19 protein-coding genes are annotated in these 25316 nt (G+C 39.4%); 7 read left to right on the top strand and 12 right to left on the bottom strand.

Features of this window, described 5'->3' with window-relative positions; all coding sequences use genetic code 11:
• Positions 1-17 precede the first annotated feature (17 nt).
• Positions 18-1475 (top strand): glycoside hydrolase family 30 protein, encoded by a 1458-nt coding sequence (locus tag PALPR_RS01205; RefSeq protein ID WP_013443769.1) that lies wholly within the window; start codon positions 18-20, stop codon positions 1473-1475.
• Between the two features lie 31 nt (positions 1476-1506).
• On the top strand, positions 1507-2958 hold the full coding sequence (locus tag PALPR_RS01200; RefSeq protein ID WP_013443768.1) for a glycoside hydrolase family 30 protein: 1452 nt from the start codon (positions 1507-1509) through the stop codon (positions 2956-2958).
• A 66-nt stretch (positions 2959-3024) separates the two neighbouring features.
• On the opposite strand, the gene PALPR_RS01195 is transcribed toward PALPR_RS01200, so the two are convergent.
• Entirely contained in the window at positions 3025-4290 is a 1266-nt protein-coding gene (locus PALPR_RS01195; RefSeq protein ID WP_013443767.1) for a replication-associated recombination protein A, read from the bottom strand.
• A gap of 240 nt (positions 4291-4530) precedes the next feature.
• On the opposite strand from PALPR_RS01195, the gene PALPR_RS01190 reads away from it, so the two are divergent.
• Positions 4531-5754 (top strand): type IX secretion system plug protein, encoded by a 1224-nt coding sequence (locus PALPR_RS01190; RefSeq protein ID WP_013443766.1) that lies wholly within the window; start codon positions 4531-4533, stop codon positions 5752-5754.
• A gap of 100 nt (positions 5755-5854) precedes the next feature.
• Positions 5855-7111: an aspartate kinase gene (locus tag PALPR_RS01185; protein WP_013443765.1), complete on the top strand. Its 1257-nt coding sequence runs from the start codon at positions 5855-5857 to the stop codon at positions 7109-7111.
• A gap of 129 nt (positions 7112-7240) precedes the next feature.
• Here PALPR_RS01185 and PALPR_RS01180 read toward each other — a convergent pair whose 3' ends face one another.
• The 7 genes from PALPR_RS01180 to pbfA all read right to left on the bottom strand — a co-directional run bounded on the left by PALPR_RS01180 (position 7241) and on the right by pbfA (position 17910).
• Positions 7241-8341, bottom strand: coding sequence for a sulfatase-like hydrolase/transferase (locus PALPR_RS01180; protein ID WP_013443764.1), 1101 nt, complete (start codon positions 8339-8341; stop codon positions 7241-7243).
• 36 nt (positions 8342-8377) lie between these two features.
• Entirely contained in the window at positions 8378-9937 is a 1560-nt protein-coding gene (locus tag PALPR_RS01175) for a SusD/RagB family nutrient-binding outer membrane lipoprotein (RefSeq protein ID WP_013443763.1), read from the bottom strand.
• Between the two features lie 18 nt (positions 9938-9955).
• Positions 9956-13261 carry a SusC/RagA family TonB-linked outer membrane protein gene (locus tag PALPR_RS01170; protein WP_013443762.1) on the bottom strand — a complete coding sequence of 1102 codons (3306 nt, stop codon included), beginning with the start codon at positions 13259-13261 and terminating at the stop codon, positions 9956-9958.
• Positions 13262-13401: 140 nt separating this feature from the next.
• Positions 13402-13953, bottom strand: a complete 552-nt coding sequence (locus PALPR_RS01165; RefSeq protein WP_013443761.1) for a hypothetical protein — start codon at positions 13951-13953, stop codon at positions 13402-13404.
• Between the two features lie 191 nt (positions 13954-14144).
• The gene (gene phnW / locus PALPR_RS01160; RefSeq protein WP_013443760.1) at positions 14145-15248 is read right to left on the bottom strand and encodes a 2-aminoethylphosphonate--pyruvate transaminase; all 1104 of its coding nucleotides are present in this window, start codon (positions 15246-15248) and stop codon (positions 14145-14147) included.
• Positions 15190-16551 carry a DUF5690 family protein gene (locus PALPR_RS01155; RefSeq protein ID WP_013443759.1) on the bottom strand — a complete coding sequence of 454 codons (1362 nt, stop codon included), beginning with the start codon at positions 16549-16551 and terminating at the stop codon, positions 15190-15192. Before PALPR_RS01155 ends, phnW begins: the two co-directional genes overlap by 59 nt.
• 12 nt (positions 16552-16563) lie before the next feature.
• Positions 16564-17910 (bottom strand): (R)-1-hydroxy-2-aminoethylphosphonate ammonia-lyase, encoded by a 1347-nt coding sequence (pbfA, locus tag PALPR_RS01150; RefSeq protein WP_013443758.1) that lies wholly within the window; start codon positions 17908-17910, stop codon positions 16564-16566.
• 176 nt (positions 17911-18086) lie between these two features.
• On the opposite strand from pbfA, the gene PALPR_RS01145 reads away from it, so the two are divergent.
• The 3 genes from PALPR_RS01145 to PALPR_RS01135 are packed head-to-tail and all read left to right on the top strand — an operon-like array spanning position 18087 to position 21837.
• The gene (locus PALPR_RS01145; protein ID WP_013443757.1) at positions 18087-18662 is read left to right on the top strand and encodes a helix-turn-helix domain-containing protein; all 576 of its coding nucleotides are present in this window, start codon (positions 18087-18089) and stop codon (positions 18660-18662) included.
• A 13-nt stretch (positions 18663-18675) separates the two neighbouring features.
• Positions 18676-19398, top strand: coding sequence for an HAD hydrolase-like protein (locus PALPR_RS01140; protein WP_013443756.1), 723 nt, complete (start codon positions 18676-18678; stop codon positions 19396-19398).
• 24 nt (positions 19399-19422) lie between these two features.
• On the top strand, positions 19423-21837 hold the full coding sequence (locus tag PALPR_RS01135; protein ID WP_013443755.1) for a bifunctional YncE family protein/alkaline phosphatase family protein: 2415 nt from the start codon (positions 19423-19425) through the stop codon (positions 21835-21837).
• A 216-nt stretch (positions 21838-22053) separates the two neighbouring features.
• On the opposite strand, the gene PALPR_RS01130 is transcribed toward PALPR_RS01135, so the two are convergent.
• From PALPR_RS01130 to PALPR_RS01115, 4 genes are all read right to left on the bottom strand, one after another.
• Positions 22054-22326 (bottom strand): hypothetical protein, encoded by a 273-nt coding sequence (locus tag PALPR_RS01130; RefSeq protein WP_013443754.1) that lies wholly within the window; start codon positions 22324-22326, stop codon positions 22054-22056.
• 308 nt (positions 22327-22634) lie between these two features.
• Positions 22635-23096 (bottom strand): hypothetical protein, encoded by a 462-nt coding sequence (locus tag PALPR_RS01125; protein WP_013443753.1) that lies wholly within the window; start codon positions 23094-23096, stop codon positions 22635-22637.
• 269 nt (positions 23097-23365) lie between these two features.
• On the bottom strand, positions 23366-24124 hold the full coding sequence (locus PALPR_RS01120) for a DUF2971 domain-containing protein (protein ID WP_013443752.1): 759 nt from the start codon (positions 24122-24124) through the stop codon (positions 23366-23368).
• A gap of 144 nt (positions 24125-24268) precedes the next feature.
• Positions 24269-25147, bottom strand: coding sequence for a hypothetical protein (locus tag PALPR_RS01115; RefSeq protein ID WP_013443751.1), 879 nt, complete (start codon positions 25145-25147; stop codon positions 24269-24271).
• Positions 25148-25316 lie beyond the last annotated feature (169 nt).

Here is a 25316-nt window from a genome sequence, read left to right as displayed (position 1 = left end):
AAAGAAAAATACAAAATATGTTTAGTAAACAACTTCCTTCGCTGCATTCTTTCTTAATATTCTCAGTTGTATCAGCATTGGCAATAGTGTCAAGCTGTGCAACCGGGAATGAAATAGTGCAAAACAAACCCGAAGAGCCTAAAAGTATAAATTCGGATGTATCCTATTGGTTGACGGAATCCAGCTCAATGAGCTATTTAAAGAAACAAACAAAAGCTTTAAATTTCGCAGCCACATCCAATGTGAATCCAACAATAACTGTGGACTCGCTAACAAAATATCAAACTATGGACGGGTTTGGATTTGCTATGACTGGCGGAAGTGCCTTTTTGATTAACAAACTGGGCGCTACTGACAAAACTAATTTGATAAAAGAACTTTTCTCGAACGACAGTACGGCTATTGGTATCAGCTATCTACGGGTAAGCCTCGGCGCATCCGATTTAAGTTCCTCCGTATTTTCGTATGACGACATTGATCCATCGGATGTCGACAACGATTTGCAACATTTCAGCCTAAAACCCGATTCAGCCGATTTGATTCCAGTATTAAAATCCGCATTGGCCATCAATCCGAACATCAAAATTCTGGCTTCACCCTGGTCGGCTCCTGCATGGATGAAAACAAACAAAAGAGCAAAAGGCGGTAGTCTGAAACAAGAATTTTTCGGAGTGTATGCCCGCTATTTCGTAAAATACATTCAGGCCATGAAGGCACAGGGAATTCCTATCGATGCCATCACTATTCAAAATGAACCGTTGAATCCGGATAATAATCCGAGCATGTACATGACGGCGCTTGATCAGGCATTGTTTGTCAAAAACTATCTGGGACCGGAGTTTGCTAAAAACAGTATCACCACAAAAATTATTTTGTACGATCATAACTGCGATATGTACAGCTATCCGATAACGGTGCTTGACGATCCGGATGCACGTAAATACAGCGACGGATCAGCTTTTCACCTTTATGGTGGGAATATAATTTCGCTTACAACGGTTCACAATGCGTACCCCGAAAAGAATGTGTATTTTACCGAACAATGGGTAGGTGCACCGAGCAATTTTGTGGAAGATTTAAAATGGCACGTAAAAAACCTTGTTATTGGTGCCCCGCGTAACTGGAGTAAGAATGTGATTGAATGGAATCTGGCTTCCGACCCTAACTACTATCCTCATACCGATGGTGGTTGTGGAACGTGCCTAGGAGCATTGACTATCGGCAACAGCGTAACACGTAACGTAGCTTATTACATTATTGGGCATGCATCTAAGTTTGTCCCTGCCGGATCGGTACGTATTGAATCGAGTGTAGTAACAAATTTACCAAATGTAGCTTACCTCACTCCTACCGGCAAGAAAGTGCTGATAGTGCTCAACGAAAGCAACGCATCGCAAACTTTCAATATTCAGTTTAAAAACAAAATTGCAAGCACTGTTTTGGGTGCAAGTGCAGTTGCAACCTACGTTTGGTAATATCCATAGAAAAAAAGAATAAATAATCAATATGAAAAAATATATAATTACTTTAGCTATTACATTAATATCCACCAATTTGTATATTAATGCTAAAGAGAGCATCGATTCGGGTTCAACAAAAACTGCCAAACAATACACTACTTCCGAGACTGGGAATCAACGATTGACATACGTTGGCGACTTAAAGTTTGAAGCTAGAAAACAACCCGCTGAAGCCGAGATCAGCATTTTTGTAAACCAGAATAAAAAGTTCCAAACTGTATTAGGAATCGGAGGAGCTCTGACCGATGCTTCTGCCGAAACATTTGCTAAAATGCCCGTTGAAAAACAAAAAGCATTTTTGAAAGCTTATTATAATCCAATTGATGGTATTGGTTATACGCTTGCCAGAACCAACATCAACAGTTGTGATTTCTCAAGCGATAGTTATACCTACGTTAAGGATGGAGATGCGGCTCTGAAAACATTCAATGTTAGTCATGACCTGAAATATAAAATTCCATTAATCAAGCAGGCAATAGCTGCAGCTGGTGGTAAACTTACATTGTATGCTAGTCCATGGAGCCCACCGGCTTGGATGAAAGACAACAATGACATGCTGCATGGTGGAAAATTACTGTCAAAATATAACCAGTCCTGGGCTAATTATTTTGTTCGGTTTATCCAGGAATATGAAAAAAATAAGATTCCGGTTTGGGGTATATCGGTACAAAACGAACCAATGGCTAAGCAAACCTGGGAATCATGTATTTTCACTGCTATTGAAGAAAAAGATTTTGTAAAAAACTTTCTGGGACCTACACTGCACAAATCCGGCATGGAAACCAAGAAAATCATCGTTTGGGATCATAATCGCGATGTGATGGTGCAACGAGCTAATGATACCTACGCTGACAAAGAAGCTGCAAAGTACATTTGGGGAGTTGGTTTTCATTGGTACGAAGACTGGAGTGGTGGCAAACAGCAGTTTGAAAATGTACAACGTGTAAACGAAGCATTCCCCGATAAACATCTCATCTTTACCGAAGGCTGTATTGGCAATTTTGATTTATCCAAAATCAATGATTGGAATATGGGAGAACATTACGGAGAGTCGATGATAAATGATTTCAATAATGGTACAGTAGCTTGGACGGATTGGAATATATTATTGGATGAACAAGGTGGACCTAATCATGTAAAGAACTTTTGCTTTGCACCGGTTCACTACAATACAAAAACCGACGAACTGATTTTTAATAGCGAATTTTATTATATTGGTCACTTTTCAAAATTCATAAAACCCGGAGCCAGAAGAATTTCGGCATCTTCCAGTAAAAGTTATCTGATTACTACCGCTTTTCAAAACCCTGATGGAAAAATTGTAGTAGTGGTAATGAATAAAACAGATAAGAGCGAAACATTTCTGGTGTGGCTGAATGGCCAGTCAATTAAATCCACCTTGCCTCAAAGATCTATTTCTACATTTTTCATTGATTAATTATGGTTAACTGATTATTATTGTGTTTTAGGTATTAGTTTTTTTTAAAAGAAAGGGAGGTATTTATCAATACCTCCCTTTCCACAAAAATTTCAACCATTCCCCGAGCTTGCTTTCAGCGGGATTATTCTGGATATTCCAGATACGCTCCTTTACCAGTTCATCCGGTAAAAACTGTTGTTCTACAAAATGATTCGGGAAATCGTGAGAATATTTGTATGCCTTCCCGTAATTCAGTTCTTTCATTAGTTTCGTTGGGGAATTTCGCAAATGCAAAGGAACCGGCAAATTTCCGGTTCGTTCGACCAACGCCAACGCATCATCAATGGCAAGATAAGCCGAATTACTTTTAGGCGACGAAGCAAGATAAACTGTAGCTTCTGCCAGAATAATACGCCCTTCAGGCCATCCTATTTTCTGCAACGCATCAAAACAGGCATTTGCAATCAGCAAAGCATTTGGATTAGCCAATCCAATATCTTCAGCTGCAGAAATCACCAATCTGCGTGCAATAAACTTAGGGTCTTCCCCACCCGCTACCATGCGTGCCAGCCAATAGACAGCCGCATCGGGATCGCTACCTCGGATAGATTTGATGAACGCTGAAATAATATCATAGTGCATTTCACCATCCTTGTCGTAAGCCGACGGGTTTTGCTGTAAACGTTCTGTAACAGTTTCGTTGGTAAAAATTACTTTTCCTGATTCTTCTGCATTTACCACAAGCTCAAGAATATTCAACAATTTCCGGGCATCGCCTCCGGAGAACCGTAATAAGGATTCGGTTTCTTCCAACACAATTTCGCGGTTTTTCAACTCAATATCTGTGGTTATGGCACGCCCTGCCAATTCCAGCAAATCTTCTTTCTCCAACGATTTTAGCACGTACACCTGACAGCGCGAAAGCAAAGGTGTAATAACTTCGAATGAAGGATTTTCGGTTGTGGCTCCAATAAGTGTTACAGTTCCATTCTCAACTGCTCCAAGCAATGAGTCCTGCTGAGACTTGCTGAAACGATGAATTTCATCAATAAAAAGAATCGGATTAGCCTGCGAAAAAAAACGATTTGCCTTTGCTTTTTCTATTACCTCGCGCACATCTTTTACACCCGAAGTTACAGCACTCAAGGTATAAAAAGGACGATCCAGCTTATTGGCTATAATCTTTGCCAGCGTAGTTTTACCCACACCAGGAGGTCCCCACAAAATGAAAGATGCCACATGACCGGACTCTATCATCTTTCTCAAAATGGCATTTTCTCCTACCAAATGTTTTTGTCCGATATAATTATCGAGCGTTTGGGGGCGAAGTCGTTCAGCTAAAGGAGGCATGATATTGTAGTTTATTCTTTCTACAAATGTAGGGAAAATTCAGCAATAGCAGCATAATAAGAAGTCCGATTTATCAGATTTTTATCTTTCGCAATTTTTAAAAACAAAGCGCTTATTTATCAATATATTTGATTCATATTCCGTCGTTTCCTTTAATTTCTTTATTTTTGTAGCAGAAAAGAGTTATAAAATCATTTACCAATAAAGCTGTATGAAAAAACGGTACTTTTTTGTTTTCTAATGTTGAGTCTTATTGCCGGAGCTCAAACAGCTTATCGCACACAAATATTTTATCCTAACATTAAAACATTGCAGATTGGTTTGGTTGGTGAAAAAATGGGATTGCCTCTGGTCAAGCTAAACAGTTCGGATATATTACAAATCAGTTTTGACGAGATGTCTCACGAAGCTCATTCATTCAGCTATAAAGTGCTACACTGCAATGCCGACTGGACTCCTTCAACCATCAACACCAACGAATACCTGAATGGATTTACGACCGGCAATATAACCGATTACGTCACATCGCTCAACACCACGTATTTGTACACTCACTATACCTTTCAGCTACCCAACAACGATCTGAATTTTAAAATATCCGGAAATTATGTAGTCATAATATACGAAGATAATCAGGCTGACAAGCCCATTGCTCAGGCCTGCTTTTCGGTAGTAGAACCTCGTATAGTAGTAACAGCTGCGATAAGGGGAAATACAGACTCCGAGCTTTCAGGAAAGTCGCAACAGCTGGATTTTGATGTTTTACTGAACGGCTATCCTGTGCGCGATCCGGGATCGGAAATAAAAGTTGTGGTGAGACAAAACAACCGAATTGACAATCAGGTGACAGATATAAAACCCACCTATTTATCCGGTTCAAAATTGAGCTATATCAACAACGGAGCTTTAATTTTTGAAGGAGGAAATGAGTATCATCGGTTTGATATATCGTCCGTTTACGCAGCCGGCGAAGGAGTTGATTTTATAAAATACATTCAACCGCATTACGACGCTTTCCTTGTCAAGGATAAAATCCGAACTTCAAAATTTTATTCGTCAGAGAAAGATGTAAACGGAAAGTTTGTAATCAATATGCAGGAAGGGCAAGACGATAATACCGAATCCGATTACATGACTGTGCATTTTAATTTGCCGACAAAACAACCTTTCCTCGATGGGCAACTCTATCTCGGAGGCGAATTTAATTACAATCTGCTGAATGAGGCTGTTCGAATGAAATACGACAACGATGCTGAAAGTTATACCCAGACTGTATTATTAAAGCAAGGGGGTTATAATTATCAGTATTGGTTTGTACCCAAAGGTCAGCGAAAAGGATCTGCCGAACGTGTTGAAGGCAGCTACTGGCAAACCAACAACGAATACACCATATACGTTTACCATCGCCCCTGGGGTGAGCGATACGACAAACTGATTTGCGTCAAAATTGTTGATCAATTATAATTAATCAACGCATCATAATATCCTCGCTTCAATCTCACATGTTAGTATTTTTTTGTATTTTTGCCGCCCGTATAACGTCAATAATAATTCTCAGTAAAAGATGAAAGTATATAAGTTTGGTGGCGCATCGGTGCGCTCAGCAGAAGGAATCCGCAATATAGCTCATATTGTTTCGGGAGTGAATGATCAGCTTTTCATAGTGGTTTCGGCCATGGGAAAAACCACCAATGCCATGGAGGTTGTGCTCGATTATTTTATGAAAGCCAATCATCAGGCTTCGCTGGATAAACTAACCGAAGTAGAGACCTATCACCACGATATTATTACCGAACTATTCGCCCAACCAGAAACAGGTAAAGCTGCTATCAAACCACTTTTTGATGAACTGAGGCAATATATTACCAACGGAATTGGCGACGACTATGATCGTTGGTATGACCGCCTGGTATCGTACGGTGAAGTTATCTCTACTAAAATTGTATCTGTTTTTCTTGCCGAATCCGGTATTGATAACGCCTGGCTTGATTTGCGCCAACTGATTGTAACTGACAGTAACTACCGCGAAGCCAATGTGCGCATGGACGAATCACAAATCAGATTACAACAAGCAGCCGACTTTAGTAAAAACCGTATTTATATCGGTCAGGGTTTTATCGGTGCAAATATTAAAGGTGACCCTACAACATTAGGGCGCGAAGGCTCCGATTACTCGGCAGCTGTTGTAGGCAACCTGCTCAATGCCGAAAGTGTGACTATCTGGAAAGATGTTCCCGGAATTCTGAATGCCGACCCACGCATTTTTGAAAACACAGTGCATATACCGGAGCTGACTTATCTGGATGCTGTGGAACTGGCTTACAGTGGAGCACAAATTATTCATCCAAAAACAATTAAGCCACTAGAGAACAAACAAATTCCACTTTATGTACGTCCTTTTGGCAGCCCCACAGAGGCAGGGTCGGTAATTAAAGCAACGACAGAAAAACCGATTGAAGTACCCATACTTATCTTGCGTAAAAACCAGGTGTTGGTTACCATTCGTCCGCGTAATTTCTCTTTTGTTCTTGAAGAAAGCCTGTCTAAGGCTTTTGCCGTAATGAACAAACACCGGCTCAAAGTGGCTATGATTCAAAGTTCTGCCATTAGTATCTCAGTGTGTGTAGATAACACGCGCTACCTGGCCGGAGCATTGGATGAGCTGGGAAATGATTTCAAAGTAACCTATAACGACGGATTGGAATTGCTAACTATCAGAGGTCTCAACGATGAAATTGTAGAAAAAAACACTACCGGAAGAACATGCTTACTCACACAACGTACCCGAAGAAGCGGACGGTTTTTAATGAAAGAAATCTAAGTCAATAGAGTGATAGAATGCCTCTAAATTCATGTTTTTCATGACCAAACAAATAAGCAAAAATTGGCTGTATCTCTCAAACTGATACAGCCAATTTGCTTTTATTTATTAACCATGGATTACATGATATTATTTCTCACCTGCTTTCTTTCCCAAAACCATATCTATGGCTGATCCAACAGGATTTTCAGTTTTATAATCAAAACCGAGCAAGGCTGCTATAGTTTTCGCATACTGATTATTATAGTATTGCCCACTGGTAATCTCACCCTTGGCAGGAGTATCCGGACCCATAGCTATAAACCATGTTTGGCTTGAATTGGCTGTGTTGCTTCCGTGATCCTTCCATCCTTTAGGACCTTCACCACGTCCATGATCGCACGTAACAAGTAAGGTTGTCTTATCCTTGTAAGCAGGATTGTGTTGCACCCAATCCCATAATTTTCTCAGAAAGTCGTCGGTGTAATGAGCAGAATTAAGGTAATCGTTGTATCTTCCACCGTGAGCAAAATCATCGGTTTCGTCGAAAGCCAGATAAAGAATACGAGGACTTTTCTCTTTCAAATACTCAAAGCCCAAATTGAATGTTACCCCATCCAGCCTTACACCGTCAAATACATCGGGCAGTTCTGTTTGCATCTCATTCAGAAGTTCCAGCTTGCTGCCGCTTTTTAATCCGTCCATATTGTCAAATGCAGCGTTCACCAAAAGACCACTTCTCTTTTCGTTGAGGATGTCGTTAAATGCATCCCATGAACTGAATGCAGCTATGCGTCCATTGAATTCTGCTGATTTGTTCATCATTTCAAATACTCCAACATTGGGATTTGGACCAAATTCATTTGAATTGACACGCTCATCGGCAAAACCGGTAAGGATTTCATTATATCCCGGATACGAGAACCAATACGGATTCTTTACATTCACGAAACAACCCTTAGTGCGGTTACCGTAAATCTGACCTTGTTCGGCTACCGTTCCCCAAATAAATGGCAACAACATTTTGCGTCGTTCAGCAAGGTTGTCGTTCCAGTATCTTTTCTCGTATTTTCCGGTATTTTCTACTAACTGTTTATTATGAAGGAATGATGAATCGGCACCATTGAAAAGCTCTTGCCATCTAAGGCCATCAATTGTAACTAAAATGATGTTTTGAGTTTTGGTTTTTGTTCCGGCTGTGAGTGAAATACTCATTGATAAAATAAGAAATTGTAATAATATTTTTTTCATTAGATTCTTTAATTAATGATTAAATTAATTCTGTATTTATTTCAAAATCCACATTACACCGTTGATATCGTCGTTATTGTTATACTGCGATATAGCGGCTTTATAATTTGCTGTATTTGCTGTTTTTTCGCTATCGAAATACTGAAAACGAACAGGAATTTTCTGGTTATTGCCTGTACCTGTACCTGTTTCAAAGGTTGGAACTCCAGTACGACGGTAAGTGAAGTAAGATTCTAATCCTGAGTGGAATGCCAATGCAAGATACTTCTGCTGCAGGATCTGAGTCAGCCCTGTATTATCATTACCGGTATATTTTACCGTCGATTGATTATAATACGTATCCCAATCCACATTTACAGAGTAAGTATTATAAGGCGAAGCATCGCTTATTCCCGATCCTTGTTTCATAAAATACACGCTCATTGCTCCCGAAGAAGGAATACTGTAAAATGCCCAGGAAGTTTTAATGCCGGCTTTATAATGATCTTCGGCAGTTCCCAATGGTCCGGTTGTAATCCAACCTCTGTTGATAGCTTCGGCAATATTAAAACACAGCTCCTGATAACTAATTTCCAACGTAGGCTCACCTGTATAGGTTCTATAAAAATGATATCTGTTGATCATAGAGTATTGTCCATTCGTATTTTTTGTGTACATGATACCCTGATCTTCACCCGGATTAGCACCTTTAAATACATTAAAATCAGTAGCAGAATAGGTAGAAAGCAAAGCTTGTGCCGGCTCACAGGTTATAAACACACGCGGATCTTGCAATTTAGTGAGTAAACCAACATAAGTGTCCGAACAGTTTTCGCGCGTAGCATTGTATCCATAGCTTCCCGGATTACGTGGGTACATATTGCTTGGATACAAATAGGTGAATTTTAAATCATCAGCTGCACTCGTCATAATTGGATAAGTAGCTGGAGTGGCTATTATTTTAGCAAATTGTTGTTTTACATTCAAATCTGTGTCCGACGTTTTCTTGCTCAAATGAATAAGCAGACGGAGGCGGAATGTATTTACAAGTTTTTGCCATTTGCTTAGGTTGTTACCATAATAAATATCTCCGGCAATTGTAGTTCCTTTGGATATCTCGGTAGCCAGTAATGAATTTGCAGTTTCCAACCATTGGAAAGCCTGAACAAATACTTCCTTTTGGGTATTGTACTTTGGCGTCAGATTACTGACACCGGCCAAAGCTTCACTCATAGGAATATCGCCCATTTCAAGACTCATTTTTGTAAAATAGTAAGCTTTCAGGAAATCTGCAAGTGCAATATAAGCCTGATTGCCCATTGCTTCAGTCTCCATTTGTTTTACATTTTTGAGAGTCTTATAGTAATTATCTCCACCACCAAAATCGTAACGGTTGTTACCATAATAGTCGTAATTCATCAAATAGTACTGACACCACCGTTCATTCATTCCCTCCGGCTCGTCATTCAACGAGTATAATACATTGTTGAGCAATATCGAAGCAGGAACAGCGCCGGCTAAATTCTCGTTTTTCTTGAGTTCGTTGAAATCACTGCAAGACGAAAACAGTAGCACAAAAAGCGAAACGGTAACTATTAATATATTATTCTTTTTCATTTTATAATACATTTAAAATTAGAATGTAACATTTAAATTCACTCCAAATCTGCGGGTAGTAGGTGTTTGGAGACCCGAGGAACTTGAAGCCCCATTGTATTGATCAAGATCTACATCTTTAAAACGCTTATCACCATAGATATAAAGCAGATTTCTGGCTACAAAAGACAGAGATACTTTTGTTATTTTAAGCGGAGATATCCATTCCTGAGGGAAATTATAGCCAATAGTCAATTCGCGTAACTTAACGTAAGTTTTGCTCATCAGATTTGATTCATTTACCCCATAATATTTGCTCACATAGTCCTGAACTTGAGTAACTGTTGTATTCGGAGCAAATTGAAGTGCATCATAATTGGTTATTGCACCTGTTTTAGTATCATACTTAATATCTACACCATTGGAAACAACCACTCCCTGACCAACATAGGCTCCTGCCCATGCTTTTTCTCCCGCATGTTGATCGTCCAAACTTCTGGCAACACCATAAGCACCTTGTACTGTTTCTATATTACTTCCTCCACGCATGGTTTTCATGTGTAGATAATCAAGCATCACACCGCCTACATTGCCATCGAACTGGAAGCTTACATACGCATTCTTATAGCTGAATCTGTTGAACAAACTCCATTGAAAATCACCGTTCATGTTACCCAGATATTGACTCACTTGCATTGCAAGGGGTTTACCTGAAGCGTCATGGATAATTTGGCCATCTTTCGTTTTGTAAAATGCAGCTCCGTATAGTTTATCGGTACGATCACCTTTTTGGAAGAAAGTATTGTAAGTATCCTGACCTGAAGGTAGTTCTGCATAAACCTCTTTAAATCTACTCCAGTTAGCTAAAACATCCCAGCTGAAATCCCTTGTTTTAACAGGAACTCCTTTAAACGATAACTCAATACCAGATTTGCGGGTTTTTAGCGCATTGATATAGTTGTAATCATATCCGGTAGTGGTCGAAATCACATTCTGTAGAATTTTAGGACCATCTAAGTATTGAAATACAGTTGCATTAAGACCTAAACGATTTTTCAGGAAGCTAATATCAAGCCCCTCTTCATAGTTTACACGAACTTCAGGTTGTATATTCGCATCGAAAAGCGTGTTTGTATAACTGGCTGAAGTTTGGTTATTGTATAACTTTGATATTGAATAGGTATTACCCATTGAATAGCTGGGACCACCGTAAGGTGATAGATAATTCGTTCCGTAGTCCAGCGGATAACCGTAAATATCTGTAGACGAACCTCCACCAAGCGATGTAATTGTATTAAATGGAGCTGTTCCAACAGTTTCGCTGGTAGGTACGCTTTTTACTTGTGCAAACGAAGCTCTTAACTTCAACGACGAAATAAAATCAGGCAGTTTCACGTAATCCGAAACCAAAGTAGCCACTGACACACTTGGGTAAAAATACGTATCGTTACTACTTACAATAGCCGACGATTTATCCACACGGGCTGTTGCCGAAAGCGTGGCATATTTACCAAAATCCAGATCCATAGAAGCATACGCGCTATAAACATTCATGCGGGATACAAAACTGGTAGATTGAACTGCATTCAACGAGTTTCCAAATGAATAAACATTGGGAACAACCAAATAATCAGTGGTTGTAAAGTTGGAGTTATATTTAAAGATACGAATGTTACCTCCTGCCAAACCTGACAGTTGAACAAAATCTCCCAACATATAATTGTAATTCAGCTGCAAGTCGGTATTGTTGTCCAACAAATTTCGATGATCTTCGCGATAGTCACCCATCCCACCTTCACGACCATAAGGATGTGCCGAAAATGGCATCTTTTCATTGCGCAACATATTGTAAGTTGATATTTGTGTACGCAAACTCATATTTAAGTGATCATCAATAGTGTAATGACCCGTAACATAACCGTATGTATCTTTCTTGTCATGTCCTCTTAACCATTCATTAGTCATGAGCCAAGGATTATGATAACGTTGGTACTCTGCAAAAAATGATTGAGTGTTTGTCTTTCCCGGTTGCCAAATAGCTTTTATTGCAGGATCATTCACATCCCAGTCGGCACCAGTCCAAATGGCTACGTTATATATCAAACTGTTCGGTCCGTAACTAACATCGGGATAATTAGGTGTGTACTGATAATTAAAATTCAAATTGGCATCTATCGAAAATTTCTTACTGATATTATAAGATGCAAATACATTGAAATTAGTGATATTCAGACTCATGTTCGGAATAATACTTTTCTGATAAGAATGTGACATCGAAGTTCTGATGGTATAATCTTCACCACTTTTAGTCACAGAGATATTATTCGTTGTTTGAAATCCTGTTTGTAGAAAATTGCCCAAATTATTCTGACCTCTTGACAAATAAGGCGTTGGTTTAATGTGCCCGTTATATTTCACATCGCCAAAAGTAGTTGTCCATGTTTGATTTGGCGTATATTCACCATCCCATTGAGGTATCAATTGCCCTCTGAATTTTGGTCCCCATACATCATAGTCCCCATCATTCAAACCGCCGCCTTTACCATCGCTGAACGCGTAAATACAGTTTTCGCCTGCACCGTATTCTGTTTGCAAACGTGGGAATGCTAAGAATCCTTTGTCGAACATATTTGAAGAATTCAATTCAACGCTTAATCCCTTTTTACCTTTAGTCCCTTTTTTAGTAGTTATCAGAATAGCTCCGTTTTTAGCACGGCTACCGTACAATGCTGCTGCAGCCGGTCCTTTTAGCACTGAATATGAATCAATGTCATCCGGACTAATATTCCATGTATCGGAACTGATAGGAACACCATCCACAACATACAGCGTCAGATTATCACCTCTTAATAAAACGTTTGGAGTACCCAGCATTTCCGATGAAGCTCCCACCGATAAACCAGCCACTTTTCCGGTTAATCCGGTTATAGGGTTCGCATCACGCGCCTTTACTAAATCCTTTCCTTCAACCTCTTGCACAGCATAACCAATCGTTGATACTTTCTTCTCAATACCAAGTGCCGTTACCACAACTTCTTTGATCGCCTGTGAAGTTTCTCTCATCACAAGTCTGATTTCACTCTGATCTTTAACCACAACCTGACTGGCTTCGTAACCAATATACGAAAATGTAAGGATGTCTCCTTTTGTGGCATTAATGCTGAAACGTCCGCTTACATCTGTTACAGAACCGATGCTTTTACCCTTAATCATGATACTTACACCGGGCAATTCTACCCCTTGGGAATCTACAATTTTTCCTTGTACGGACATCTTTTGCGCATAGGCAAAAGTTCCATATAACAGCAAAAATTGAATTAATAGAAAAACACTAATTTTTTGCATATTTTTAATTTTTAGTTATAATATTCTTTTGGATTAAACATAGGTAATCCCGTATCACAATTCATGTAATTTTTTACATGAATGTAATTCAACACATTAATCGAAATATGATTGTGATTAGGATTCCTAGGGGCTAGAAATTAATTGATACTTTCGAGTTTTACCTCATAAAGATAGACTTCCAATAGTTTTGGAGCATCTTCACTTACTGATTTCAAACGCTGTTCAAATTTATCTGTATTCTCGTCAAGTATATTTAACGCAATGGTAAGCACTTTGTCGTACTCTTTTTGTGCTACATTGCTATTTAAATCTCCTTTTTGTACTGATTTTTTTAAATAGCGTTCTATCTTTTTTACAGACAAATAGATTTCCGGTTTGCGGAAAATTGTTTTTGTTGCGCTATTACCGGGAGCAACAGGCACTTTATAACTGTAATGGTCATTAAATAAATACATTTTCTTTGCTATTTCATTGCCAAAAAAATGATTTCCAGCCATTTCATCTGTTACATTCTCTGTAGATTGAGCCTGTGAAGTTGACATAAATTCAAAAGTCGGCTTTACGCTAGTGACAGTATTTATAACTTCAGTAGCTTGAGTCTGAGTTCTACCGGCAATCAATACTTCCTGAGCATTAGCCGAAAAAATCGTGCATAACAACACCATAGTGAGTTTTCCTAAATTTCTCATTGATTTTACCTGTTTAAATTATACCTGTTTAAGTTTACTAGTTTTGTCTAACATCTGTATATATTATACATTTTATACGATACAAAATTACTCGTAACATATTACTATCTAATTAATGCGATGTTATATTCCAATTAAACAATTGTCCATTATCAGCGATTTGTTTACTAATAAGAAACAAAAGCAACTTCTTACCAGAATTTCATCCTTTGTATTGTCTCAATCAACTTTTCCATATCGGAGGGATAAACCACGCCTATATTGCCAATACGAAATGTATCTCCATTCGATATTTTTCCGGGATATATCACATACCCATTATCTTTCAACACATTATAAAATTTCAGAAACGAGTATTCTTTCTCTTGCGGTGACAAAAAAGAAGTAATTATCGGCGATTGCATATTGTCCGGTAAAAGCGCGTCAAACCCGATTTTCCGCATTCCGTCCACAAGTGTTTTCTGGTTTTGGGAGTAGCGTTCAAAGCGTTTTTCGATTCCTCCTTCTTCTTCCAATTCAGTCAAAGCCTGTAAAAAAGCCCGAACTGCGTGCGTGGGAGATGTAAATCGCCATTTACCTCCGCCGTCCATAGTTGCCCACTGATCGTATAAGTCGAGTGATAAGGAACGAGCCTGATTCTTGCATTTTTCCAGTTGATCTCTGCGGGCTATAATAAACCCAAAGCCGGGAACACCCTGTATGCACTTATTGGCTGAACTGATTAGAAAATCAATTTGCCATTCGTTGATATCCATCGGAATACCACCAAAACTACTCATAGCATCCACAATGGTGATTTTATGATATTCTTTGGCTAAAGCAACAATCTCGCGTACGGGATTTAGAATGCCGGTGGTAGTTTCGCAATGAACAACAGCCAGATGGGTTATTTCGGGTATTTCTTCAAGCAATCTTCTTATATGAGCAAGATCCGGTTGACTGGTTTCGGGCAAGATATAGGCTTCGAACGGAATATTCAACACTTTTGCAATTTGAATCATACGCAGACCATACGCCCCATTAGCTATAATCAACAATTTTCCTGTAGCAGGTATTGCAGAACCTATAACCGACTCTACAGCAAACGTTCCGCTACCTTGCATCAACACAGTAGAATACCGCTCAGTAGCTGATGTAGCCAGCTGAGTTAGTCGCGTCCGTATCTCCTGAACAACTTTCAGGTTATAATCTTCGTCCCACGTACACCAATCACGCAACATGGCTGCCTTCACGGTTTTACTTGTAGATAATGGCCCGGGAGTCAGCAACAGATAGGGGTTCTCCGGTAAATTCATGTTGTTCATTTTCTTTGTCTGTTTTAAATTGATAATATTTATTCCTGAAATAAAAATAGGATAGTGTGGTAAGTGTGAGTCCTAACACAGAAAGCCAGAGACCGGCCTGACTAAAAAAGTCGATCCATCGAATCTGAGAGCTAAAGAAATTTTTATAGAACGTAACTCCCAGGCTACCCAAATATCCGAAAGCATCGGAGACATAAATGACAAATCCGATATTGCTAATGTATTTAAAAGACGAAATCAGCCTTTCATACAAGAATGCGTTGAATGGCACATAGCCCAGGTAAAGACCTATGCCTACAATAATCATCCACGGTGTTCCACCAATTACATGTGAATTAAATAACAAAGTAGCGGCAATAATCAACAGAAACCCGACGAATATGATGAACAAAATCAGATTAAAAGCTTTGTAATTGGAACGAACAAAAGTGATTAGTGCCAATGAAAGCAGGGTGAACAACGCAACCGGAAGTTCAGCAACTGTAAAAATTGCCGGATCATTTTCGTAGCCTAATGATTTCCAAATTTCCACCGAAAAGTTATCACGCAACTCCCTGAAAATAGTGAGAAAGGTATAGGTTGTTACCAGCAAGATAATTCCCCAGTAAAATTTATGGAGAAAAGCTTTTCTTTCGGTTCGGTTCATCGGAAGGCGTTTGGTGCGAAGCCTTTCGTCTTCAGCCGTAGGAGGAGGAATGCAATCGAGCAGGAATACGGACAGTACCAACGGAAGAGCAAAAAATAAACCCGTGAGAAAAGGCATAGCAAACTCGCTTACATGCAAGTCGACAATCACCCATTTACCTACCGACTTGACAACCCCCGAAGCAATAATAAAACTGGCGCTGAGTCCCGCTCCCAACAATTCAGTCAGCCGCCGACCTTCAAGATAGCTAAAAACAACACCCCAAATCATTCCCAGCGGAAGACCGTTGAAGAACATGAAAATGACATTGTAGGGCTTCGGAACAAGCCAGAAAAGTAGCAGAGCCACTTCGGCTATCCCGACAAGAATCAGAATATATGCAGCCCGGGAATTAGCCTTTAATTCCGCAATGTATTTAATTCCCAAAAACTTGCTCAAAGTATAACCTATTACTTGCGAGCTGATAAGCCATATTTTATAGTCGACACCCCAGAAACTCATACCTTCGAAAACCCCTACGGTAAAAGGTTTTCGGAACGCGTACATACAGGAATAGGTGAGAAAGGCAGCAAGTGATACCACCAGCGCAAACACCCAATCGGGCTGACGCTCCATCCATTTACGAATCTTTATTTGAATAGAATACATACAGTTAGAATATTAATGGATAAAATCTTGAAAAGCATCATTCAAAATATCTAGCGCCCGATGCAATTCGGCTTCCGAAATGATAAGTGCCGGCGACAGCGTGATCACGTTACCTTGGGAGACTTTAAAGCTCAAACCCTTTTCAAGGCAACGATACATCACTTGCTCGGCTTCTGTTACTGCTCTTTCCTTGGTTGCACGATTGGTAACCAAATCAACACCCCACAAAAGTCCGATTCCACGCACATCGCCTATCATCTCGAATCGCTCCTGCATTTCGAGCAATCGGGTCTGCATAATTTGTCCTAAATCTTGCGCGCGTCTCAACAAACCATTCTGCTCAATCACTTCCAGTACTGCCAACGCAGCCGCACTTCCAACCGGTGATTTTTCATGCGTGAAATGACCTACCGAATGTTCGGCTACAGCATTGTACTTTTCGTTGGTGAGAACCGCAGCCATTGGAAACACTCCCCCACCCAATCCTTTGCCAATAGTCACCATGTCAGGCACAATACCGTAATGCTCAAAAGCAAAGAACTTTCCGGTTCGTCCTAATGCAATCGGAATTTCATCGAGAATAAGCGTTACATTAAATTCGTCGCACAAAGCACGGACTTTCTTCCAAAATCCTGTTACCGGTATTTGTACGTCCGTGTTACGAATTGTTTCGGCTATAAAAGCTCCTACATCACCTTCGTTTTCAAATACATGCCGGATATATGCCACGTACACGTCCTGATCGGGATCGTTTTCCCAAAGCGAACGATAGCTTACAGGTTGTGGAACATGCTCCACTCCCGACATCAACGGACCCGTACTTTTCCGAAAAGATGCTTCACCGCCTACTGAAATCACATCCAGTCCTCCTCCATGAAAAGAACCCCACATCGACACAACTTTATGCTTTCCGGTTACAACCCGCGATAGTTTCAGTGCTATTGAGTTAGCTTCAGAACCGCCCGGGGCAAAAAGCACACGATTTAATCCGGGAACCATCGTGCAAAGTTTTTCAGCCAATTGAATGGACTCATTGTTTGTATATCTCCGGGGAGAAAAAGGTAGCTTATTCAGTGTTGTCACCATGGTCTGAATGACTTTCGGATGCCTGTATCCAACCTGATGTACATTATTACCGTGAAAATCCAGCAATTTTCTTCCAGAAGCAGTAATGATGTATGGACCTTCGCACTCCTCCAGTACCTCCATGCAAGGCGATGACATAGCCTGATGAACAAACCACGATGCGTCCCTGTCCAGCTGTTCGATTGTCTCTGTTTGCAATCCTGCGATCCAGTCTTTTCTGGCTTCTGTCAGGTTTATATCTCCTTCAACCTTCAATGTTCTGTCATTGCTCATGTTTACTTATATTAAACTCTATTAATTTTTTATTGCACAAAGTAACAGCTTAGATATTACAAGTATGTTGCATAGTTATGAATAACTTATAACTATATATCTGGACTAATATATTTTTCATATTTTTGCAGCGAGTAGAAATAAGAACAGCACAAAATTCACTATTAGTAAACTATATGAATGGAAATGAAATAAGTTTTGTCGGCAAACGGATAAAAGAAATGAGGCTTAGTAAGGATTTAAAACTCGTAGAGGTTGCCATCAAATCCGGAGTTAGCAAGGGGCTGTTGTCGCGTATTGAGAATGGTCGAACGATTCCGTCATTACCCGTATTTTTTAATATTATAAGTGCACTGGATGAAAATCCGAAGACATTCTTCGAGCAAATGAATTTTGATTCAAATTCACCTTTTTACATCCTTGTAAAAAGAGAAGAGTATCAACCTATCGAAAAAGAATATTCGGTGGGCTTTCATTATTTTTCCATACTGAGTCACTCGTTTAAAGACATTACATTCAGTGCCGTCTACCTTGAATTAAAACCTAATGCAAGACGCGATATGGTCATTACCGATGGTATGGAGTTTATCTATTTAGTAGAAGGAGATATTGATTACAAACTGGGTGAGGCGATGATTACCATGAATCAGGGTGATTCACTTTTTTTCGACGGACGTGTGCCTCATCTGAAAATCAATAACTCGACAACAACTGCGCGTATACTCGTAATTTATCTATTATTTAATTCGTAAAAACAAACAACTTATGTCACAACTTGTAGAAATGATCGTTTTTGATATGGCCGGAACCACCATAAAAGATAACCATGAAGTGGAAGATTGCTTTATCAAAGCTGTAAATGAGACCGGATTAACTACTACCCACGACGAAATAAACGCCATGATGGGATGGTCGAAACGAAATGTATTTGAAAAATTGTGGAGGAAAGAATTGCCAAAGGCATCGGCAAAGGATTTAGCCAAACGGATTGATTATTCATATGATGCTTTCCGCGAAATTCTGGAAGCACACTATTTGCACACAGCCATAATCCCGACAGAAGGAGCTTTAGAAGTATTCGAATTTCTAAAAGAGCGAAACATCAAGATTGCACTAACAACCGGATTTTACCGTAAAGTAACGGATATCATCCTTCAAAAACTAAATTGGAATGTAGGCTTGGATAGAAATTACGCAGGCAACGTGCTTATAAATGCATCCATCAGCAGCGATCAGGTGATAGCCAGCCGCCCCGCTCCTTTCATGATTTTCCGCGCTATGGAACTTTGTAATGTCGCAGACGTTAGAAAGATTATAAAGATTGGCGACACACCGTCCGACCTGGCCGAGGGGAAAAATGCAGGTTGCCTTTATTCCTTTGGTATAACCAACGGAACTCATTCAAAAAGTGAGTTGGAAATATATGAAAATGATGGTTTGCTGGAAAATCTTTTTGAGTTTAAGACTCGGCTTGAAAGCATTTTGTAAAATGATCCAATAAAATAAGAACCTATGACAACACTAAAACACCTAAGTTTATTCATTCTCCTGTTGGCAATGCATACGGTGCAAGCTCAATCGATAGATGAAATCTCTAAAAACAGGTTGATTCTGCCAAATGGCTGGGGATTGAGTCCCGTGGGAAAAATGCTCACGCTTGGTGATCTTCCATTGAATATTGCTGTATCGCATTCGCAAAAATTACTGGCGGTTACGAACAACGGACAAAGCACACAAAGCATTATGCTGATTGATGCTGTGAAACAAACCCGACTCGACTCCGTGATAATCGGCAAATCGTGGTTAGGACTGGCCTTTTCGGCAAACGATCAGTTTCTGTATGCATCGGGAGGAAACGACAACTGTATAGTCAAATACAGTCTGGCCAACCAAAAGCTAAAGGCTGTGGACACGCTGGCATTAGGCAAACCCTGGCCGGTACGAATATCCGTAGCGGGTATTGCGGTGGATGATGCACGTAATAAATTATACGCAGTTACCAAAGAAGACAATGCCTTGTATGTCTATGACCTGAAAGCGAAACATGTTCTGTCCCGCACACCTCTGGGAGGAGAAGGGTATAACTGCATCCTGTCTCACAGTAAAAACGAACTTTACATAAGCTGTTGGGGAAGCGGCAAAATCTTGGTTTGGGACACGCAGCAAGCGAAGTTTTCGTCCGACATTGCCGTTGGCAGCAATCCGAATGATATGTGTCTGACAAAAAATGGTAAATATTTATTCGTCGCCAATGCAAACGATAACTCGGTATCGGTTATAGACCTCCGAAAAAGACAAGTAATCGAAACACTCAATGCAGCTTTGTTTCCTCATTCGCTGGCCGGCTCCACCACCAACAGTGTAGCACTTAGCGAAGATCAGAAAAAGCTCTTTATTGCCAATGCCGACAACAATTGCCTGGCGGTATTCGACGTGAGCGAACCCGGCGAAAGCGTCAGCAAAGGATTTATTCCAACAGCCTGGTATCCAACCTGTGTGCGTACGGTAGGAAAAACCATTTTCATTTCCAACGGAAAAGGAAGTATGTCGATGGCTAATCCTGACGGTCCGAATCCCTACGGAAGAGATGAAGAAGTGGTGTACCAACAAGGGGGAACTATCAAGAAATCGACTCCGGTACAATACATCGGGGGGCTTTTCAAAGGAAGTCTTCAGATACTGAATAACCCTACCGATAAGGCTTTGGCTGTTTATACCAAAAGTGTATATAAAAACACCCCCGACCCACAAGGCAAAGACTTCAAAATTCCGGAAAACAACCCGATTCCACATAAACCCAATGTTACATCGCCCATCAAATATGTATTTTATATCGTCAAGGAAAACAGAACCTACGATCAGGTTTTAGGCGATATGCCCGAAGGCAATGGTGATAAAAATCTCGTACTTTTCGGCGAGAAAGTTACTCCCAATCAACATGCCATTGCGCGTGAGTTCGTTCTTCTCGACAACTTCTATGTTAACGGCGAAGTGAGTGCCGATGGGCACAACTGGAGCTTAGGAGGATATGCCACCGATTATTTGGAAAAAACCTGGCCGACAAGCTATGGCGGACGCGGAGGCGATTACGATGCAGAAGGAAACCGGAAAATTGCCAACAACAAAGACGGATTTATCTGGGACTTTTGCAAACGAAATGGAGTGAGTTATCGCACCTACGGAGAATTTGCCGACGATTATAAACCGAACATTCCGGTGCTAAAAGATCACTTCTGTCCCTTTTATACCAGTTGGGATCAGAAGGTGCGCGACACCATTCGTTTCACACAATGGCGCAAAGACTTCGATTCATTGCTGGTTCATCAGTCATTGCCGCGGCTCAATACCCTCCGCTTTATCAACGACCATACCGAAGGCCTGAACAAAGGCAGACCTACTCCCAAAGCACACTGTGCTGATAATGATTTAGCCGTGGGGATGTTTGTCGATTACCTGAGCCATTCACCCATCTGGAACGAAAGTGTAGTCTTTGTTGTGGAAGATGATGCTCAGAACGGCCCCGACCATGTAGATGCGCATCGTTCACCGGCCTTTGTGGCAGGAGGATTCGTAAAAACAGGTTTTGTGGATCACACCATGTATTCTACAGCCGGTATGCTTCGCACCATGGAACTCATTCTGGGTATTCCGCCCATGAGTCAGTACGATGCTTCGGCCGAACCCATGTGGCGCTGTTTCGACAATACCCCACAGCATCAACCTTATCGCGTAAAGCCACATCAGGTTGATCTGAACGAAGTGAATACCGACACCAGCAAATATGCATACATCAGTCAGAAACTCGACTTCAGAAAAGAAGACGAAGCCCCTGACGGCATTTTGAATGAAATAATCTGGAAAGCAGTAAAAGGAATTGACAGCCCCTGTCCGCCTTCTGTTCATGCTGCATTTTTTATAAACCGGTAAATTGAAAATCAGACTTTCATATTTTGTCCGATAAATCTTCAAATTAAAAACAAAGAGCTGATAAATCATTATCAGCTCTTTTGAGTATTAGTATAGCTCATGCTGCCGCACGATTCTATCGTGTGGCAAACCATCAACTAATCTCCAAAACCTTTCTTTTTTGTATTTCCACGCGATATAATCGCGCGGGAGCGGTAGGAGTTTTTTCTTTAGTTATCATTTCGGAAAAACGGATTCAACATAAAGACTTTCATTCATAAATTCATTGTCTGTGTCAAATCCATGTTCTTTTAATATTTTCAATCCGAGTTCATAATTTTCTTCACTGACAGATAATTTAGCACATCCTGAGACATGAAAAGGGCAATCGGCTTCTGCCATTAATACAGTATCCATTTCCGACTCAATTCCATTTAATTTTAATAAGATTTGTGCGTCACTACATTCCCAGTGCATCATGGTAATCATTAAATTCTTTCTATTGCTCATGTTTTTCTTTATTAAGTATCTATTAAGTATGTCTATCAGCATCTTCGCTGTCGCACGATTCTATCGTGTGGCAAACCATAAACTTACCGCCTATTGCTCCTTAGCATTACCATGCGATACAATCTCGCGGGAGCGGTGTGTTTCAAAAGAAAAAAGGAACGCAAATTTAGCTACGCTGACCGCTGGTTCGCAAATAAACACAAATTATAAATAGCTAATATAGCCATATTTACAGAAACAACATTTGCGTTCAAAAAAAACACTTATTGGATAAGCCTCTTTTGAGTATTAATATAGCGTTTTCGATATCAAAACCGATAACGAACACTTACGGAAAGATCCTCGAATGATCCTCCAAAATTTTTTGGCAAGCAATACCATCCCGGACGATAATCAACCGAAAGCTGCAACGGTATTGTAAAGTTATACTCAAGACCCAGCTGACCCAGTGCACCAAGTGCATTACCATCCTTTAGAATACCAAATTGCGGACCGACTCCCAGATACCACTTAAAACCTGCATCAGATTTATTGATATCCCAAACCCATTGATAGATTCCGGTCAGACAAGTACCTGTATCACCACTGCCTGCATTCCAACTGTTCACGCCCAAGTCCACTTCCAATCGGTTAGAACTCCCGAGAAAACGTTGATAGGTGAATTCCCCTCCGTTTCCATAACGAAACCCTATTGCGTTACGCTTGTTTTGAGCACCCGTTGTACTCACCATAGTTGCTATAAAAGCAAGTGTAAAAATTAATTTCCTCATTGTTCTTCAACGTTTATATCTACCAAAATTTAACCTCTATTATTTCAGCACAAAAATATAACATAAATTTGACATTTACAATAGGAGTTATATATACAACTATAAAAATTATTATAATAGAAGTTGTTACATATTGAGAATATAAAGTCAAATAAAAACAGCTGCACCAATGCTGCCGCACCATTCTATCGTGTGGCTAACCATAAACTACCGCCAATCCTCCTTAGCTTTCCCACGCGATACAATCGCGCGGAAGCGGTGTTTTTTGTCTATATTTCAATTATTCTTAGATTTCTCATAATTTCAGGAATTGAATTCTTTATATCTTCTTTGTTTTCAGGAGTCATGTCTCTTCCTAAAATCAAACAATTAAATGCTTCTACTGGGAGAATTATGTGTCGTTCTTCTTCCGTTAATAAATCGTTGGAAAATCTATGTGTTCTATATTCTTCCTCTTCTATATATTGAATTTTCTTAGAATATATTTCTAAATTCATTTGGGTGTTGACTGAATGTTTGGGTGTTGGATATATTATTGGTAATTCGTGATAATACCTTACAACTCTTCCACCACCAAGATATTTAAATAAAATCTCTGAATTAAATCCAATACAAAACCCTTGATGATTATTAGCGTATTCAATCCACATTCTTTCATTTTCCGGATTTCCGGTTAAGCTTAAAACTCCAAATTGTGATGAAAAGTCTTCAAAGAAACCTTTATGAAAAATCTCAATATATGTGCTATTTTTAAAAGGATTATTGTTAGTCATTTTTTTCGCATGAGTACGATGCTGACTTCTCGTCCAATTAGGATTATCTTCTTTAGAATGAAAAACATATTTCTTAAAAACGTCGTCTCTTGATAACAAGTCGAACCTAATAGGTATTCTACAGTCGTCCTCGTCAGTAAATGAACTTGGTGGTGCTAAATACACTTCTCTTTGAGTAATAATACTCTTATGTAGAGTTCTATCCCAGTCTCTATATTTGTATAAAATAGTTGGATATGGTGTATTGTACGGCATTTTTTCTTTTTTTAAACTTGCTGCTAACGACCGAGGCTATGGGCATTTGGCGGTTTGCGGGAGCAAAGCCGCCGGAATGCACGTCAGCCAGCCAATAAACAAAAGGTGTTAGCTGCTAGGCGCTGTTGAGAATAGTAAGTTTTTCTATTTTCTTAAATCTAACATCGCTTTTCTGACCTCAATTAAATCATACTTCTCAGAGTTTACTTTTTTTATAACATATCTCAACAATACGTCAATTTGTCTTGCTTTTACCAAACAAACTTCCTCTGAAAATTCATGAATTCCACCAGATAATTGGTCATGTAATAGTTTAATTGGATTGTCTCCAATCTCTTTCAATGACTTTGGTATATATGGATTTATATTCGTTATTAAATTTGACATTTGGTGGTTCATTTCATACTCGCTCCAAGCTAATTTGACTTTGTCGGAACCATCGAAATCCAATTCAGAAATGTCTTTTACTAGTCGTTTAATTTCATTCTCAATTATTCTTCTAAAATATGCAAATGCACCAATTCCATAACTTACAGATAAGTTTGATAATGCTTTTCTGTAATTTTCCTTATCTTCTTCATTTAAATAATCTAAAACTATTTTCTCAGGATTTCTTTCAAATGTAGGAAACTGACCAAATTTTCGAATATATATTTTTGGAAGATCTTTACCGTTCTCAATTGCTTCGTCTGTGAAAATATTAAACAAGAATTCCATTTTATAGTCACAAGATTGGCAATTACTAGGAAGAGCAAAAGTGAAATTTAATTTTCCAAAATTGTCTTTGAAATAGTCAACAATATTATTTCCGACAAGAATATATTGTTGTCCGTAATTTCTTCCAAATTTAAATGTGTGTTCTTCCTTTTCAAACGGACAGTAAAATTTATATGCTTTACTTTCGAAAAAATCGAGTACATTAAATTCATAGTTCTTGTCAAAAGTGTCTAAAAATAGAGTTTTTGAATATAGAGGGAAATCTCTCAAGAAAGTAACTAATTCTTTATTGTCAATAATTTTCATGGTTCTAATTTTCTATAGTATTTAAAACATGTAATGCTCTATCTTGTTTTTTTTGCGCTTGCAGCTAACATCTGTGTATGCGAACATCTAATTCGCATATTTCCACTTTATGTCGGGTACTATATTTTTACAAGCCCAAAGATAATAACATTACTTTACAATATCAATT

It is taken from the genome of Paludibacter propionicigenes WB4 (genome assembly GCF_000183135.1).
GTDB lineage: Bacteria > Bacteroidota > Bacteroidia > Bacteroidales > Paludibacteraceae > Paludibacter > Paludibacter propionicigenes.
The sequence above is the reverse complement of the archived record's forward strand: the minus strand, read 5'-3'. Positions and strand labels throughout refer to the sequence as shown.

What these genes read in the sequence shown, in the direction of transcription:
- PALPR_RS01205 (WP_013443769.1), top strand. Translation starts at nt 18, where the DNA reads ATGTTTAGTAAACAACTTCCTTCGCTGCATTCTTTCTTAATATTCTCA.
- PALPR_RS01200 (WP_013443768.1), top strand. Translation starts at nt 1,507, where the DNA reads ATGAAAAAATATATAATTACTTTAGCTATTACATTAATATCCACCAAT.
- PALPR_RS01195 (WP_013443767.1), bottom strand. Translation starts at nt 4,290, where the DNA reads ATGCCTCCTTTAGCTGAACGACTTCGCCCCCAAACGCTCGATAATTAT.
- PALPR_RS01190 (WP_013443766.1), top strand. Translation starts at nt 4,531, where the DNA reads ATGTTGAGTCTTATTGCCGGAGCTCAAACAGCTTATCGCACACAAATA.
- PALPR_RS01185 (WP_013443765.1), top strand. Translation starts at nt 5,855, where the DNA reads ATGAAAGTATATAAGTTTGGTGGCGCATCGGTGCGCTCAGCAGAAGGA.
- PALPR_RS01180 (WP_013443764.1), bottom strand. Translation starts at nt 8,341, where the DNA reads ATGAAAAAAATATTATTACAATTTCTTATTTTATCAATGAGTATTTCA.
- PALPR_RS01175 (WP_013443763.1), bottom strand. Translation starts at nt 9,937, where the DNA reads ATGAAAAAGAATAATATATTAATAGTTACCGTTTCGCTTTTTGTGCTA.
- PALPR_RS01170 (WP_013443762.1), bottom strand. Translation starts at nt 13,261, where the DNA reads ATGCAAAAAATTAGTGTTTTTCTATTAATTCAATTTTTGCTGTTATAT.
- PALPR_RS01165 (WP_013443761.1), bottom strand. Translation starts at nt 13,953, where the DNA reads ATGAGAAATTTAGGAAAACTCACTATGGTGTTGTTATGCACGATTTTT.
- phnW (WP_013443760.1), bottom strand. Translation starts at nt 15,248, where the DNA reads ATGAATTTACCGGAGAACCCCTATCTGTTGCTGACTCCCGGGCCATTA.
- PALPR_RS01155 (WP_013443759.1), bottom strand. Translation starts at nt 16,551, where the DNA reads ATGTATTCTATTCAAATAAAGATTCGTAAATGGATGGAGCGTCAGCCC.
- pbfA (WP_013443758.1), bottom strand. Translation starts at nt 17,910, where the DNA reads ATGAGCAATGACAGAACATTGAAGGTTGAAGGAGATATAAACCTGACA.
- PALPR_RS01145 (WP_013443757.1), top strand. Translation starts at nt 18,087, where the DNA reads ATGAATGGAAATGAAATAAGTTTTGTCGGCAAACGGATAAAAGAAATG.
- PALPR_RS01140 (WP_013443756.1), top strand. Translation starts at nt 18,676, where the DNA reads ATGTCACAACTTGTAGAAATGATCGTTTTTGATATGGCCGGAACCACC.
- PALPR_RS01135 (WP_013443755.1), top strand. Translation starts at nt 19,423, where the DNA reads ATGACAACACTAAAACACCTAAGTTTATTCATTCTCCTGTTGGCAATG.
- PALPR_RS01130 (WP_013443754.1), bottom strand. Translation starts at nt 22,326, where the DNA reads ATGAGCAATAGAAAGAATTTAATGATTACCATGATGCACTGGGAATGT.
- PALPR_RS01125 (WP_013443753.1), bottom strand. Translation starts at nt 23,096, where the DNA reads ATGAGGAAATTAATTTTTACACTTGCTTTTATAGCAACTATGGTGAGT.
- PALPR_RS01120 (WP_013443752.1), bottom strand. Translation starts at nt 24,124, where the DNA reads ATGCCGTACAATACACCATATCCAACTATTTTATACAAATATAGAGAC.
- PALPR_RS01115 (WP_013443751.1), bottom strand. Translation starts at nt 25,147, where the DNA reads ATGAAAATTATTGACAATAAAGAATTAGTTACTTTCTTGAGAGATTTC.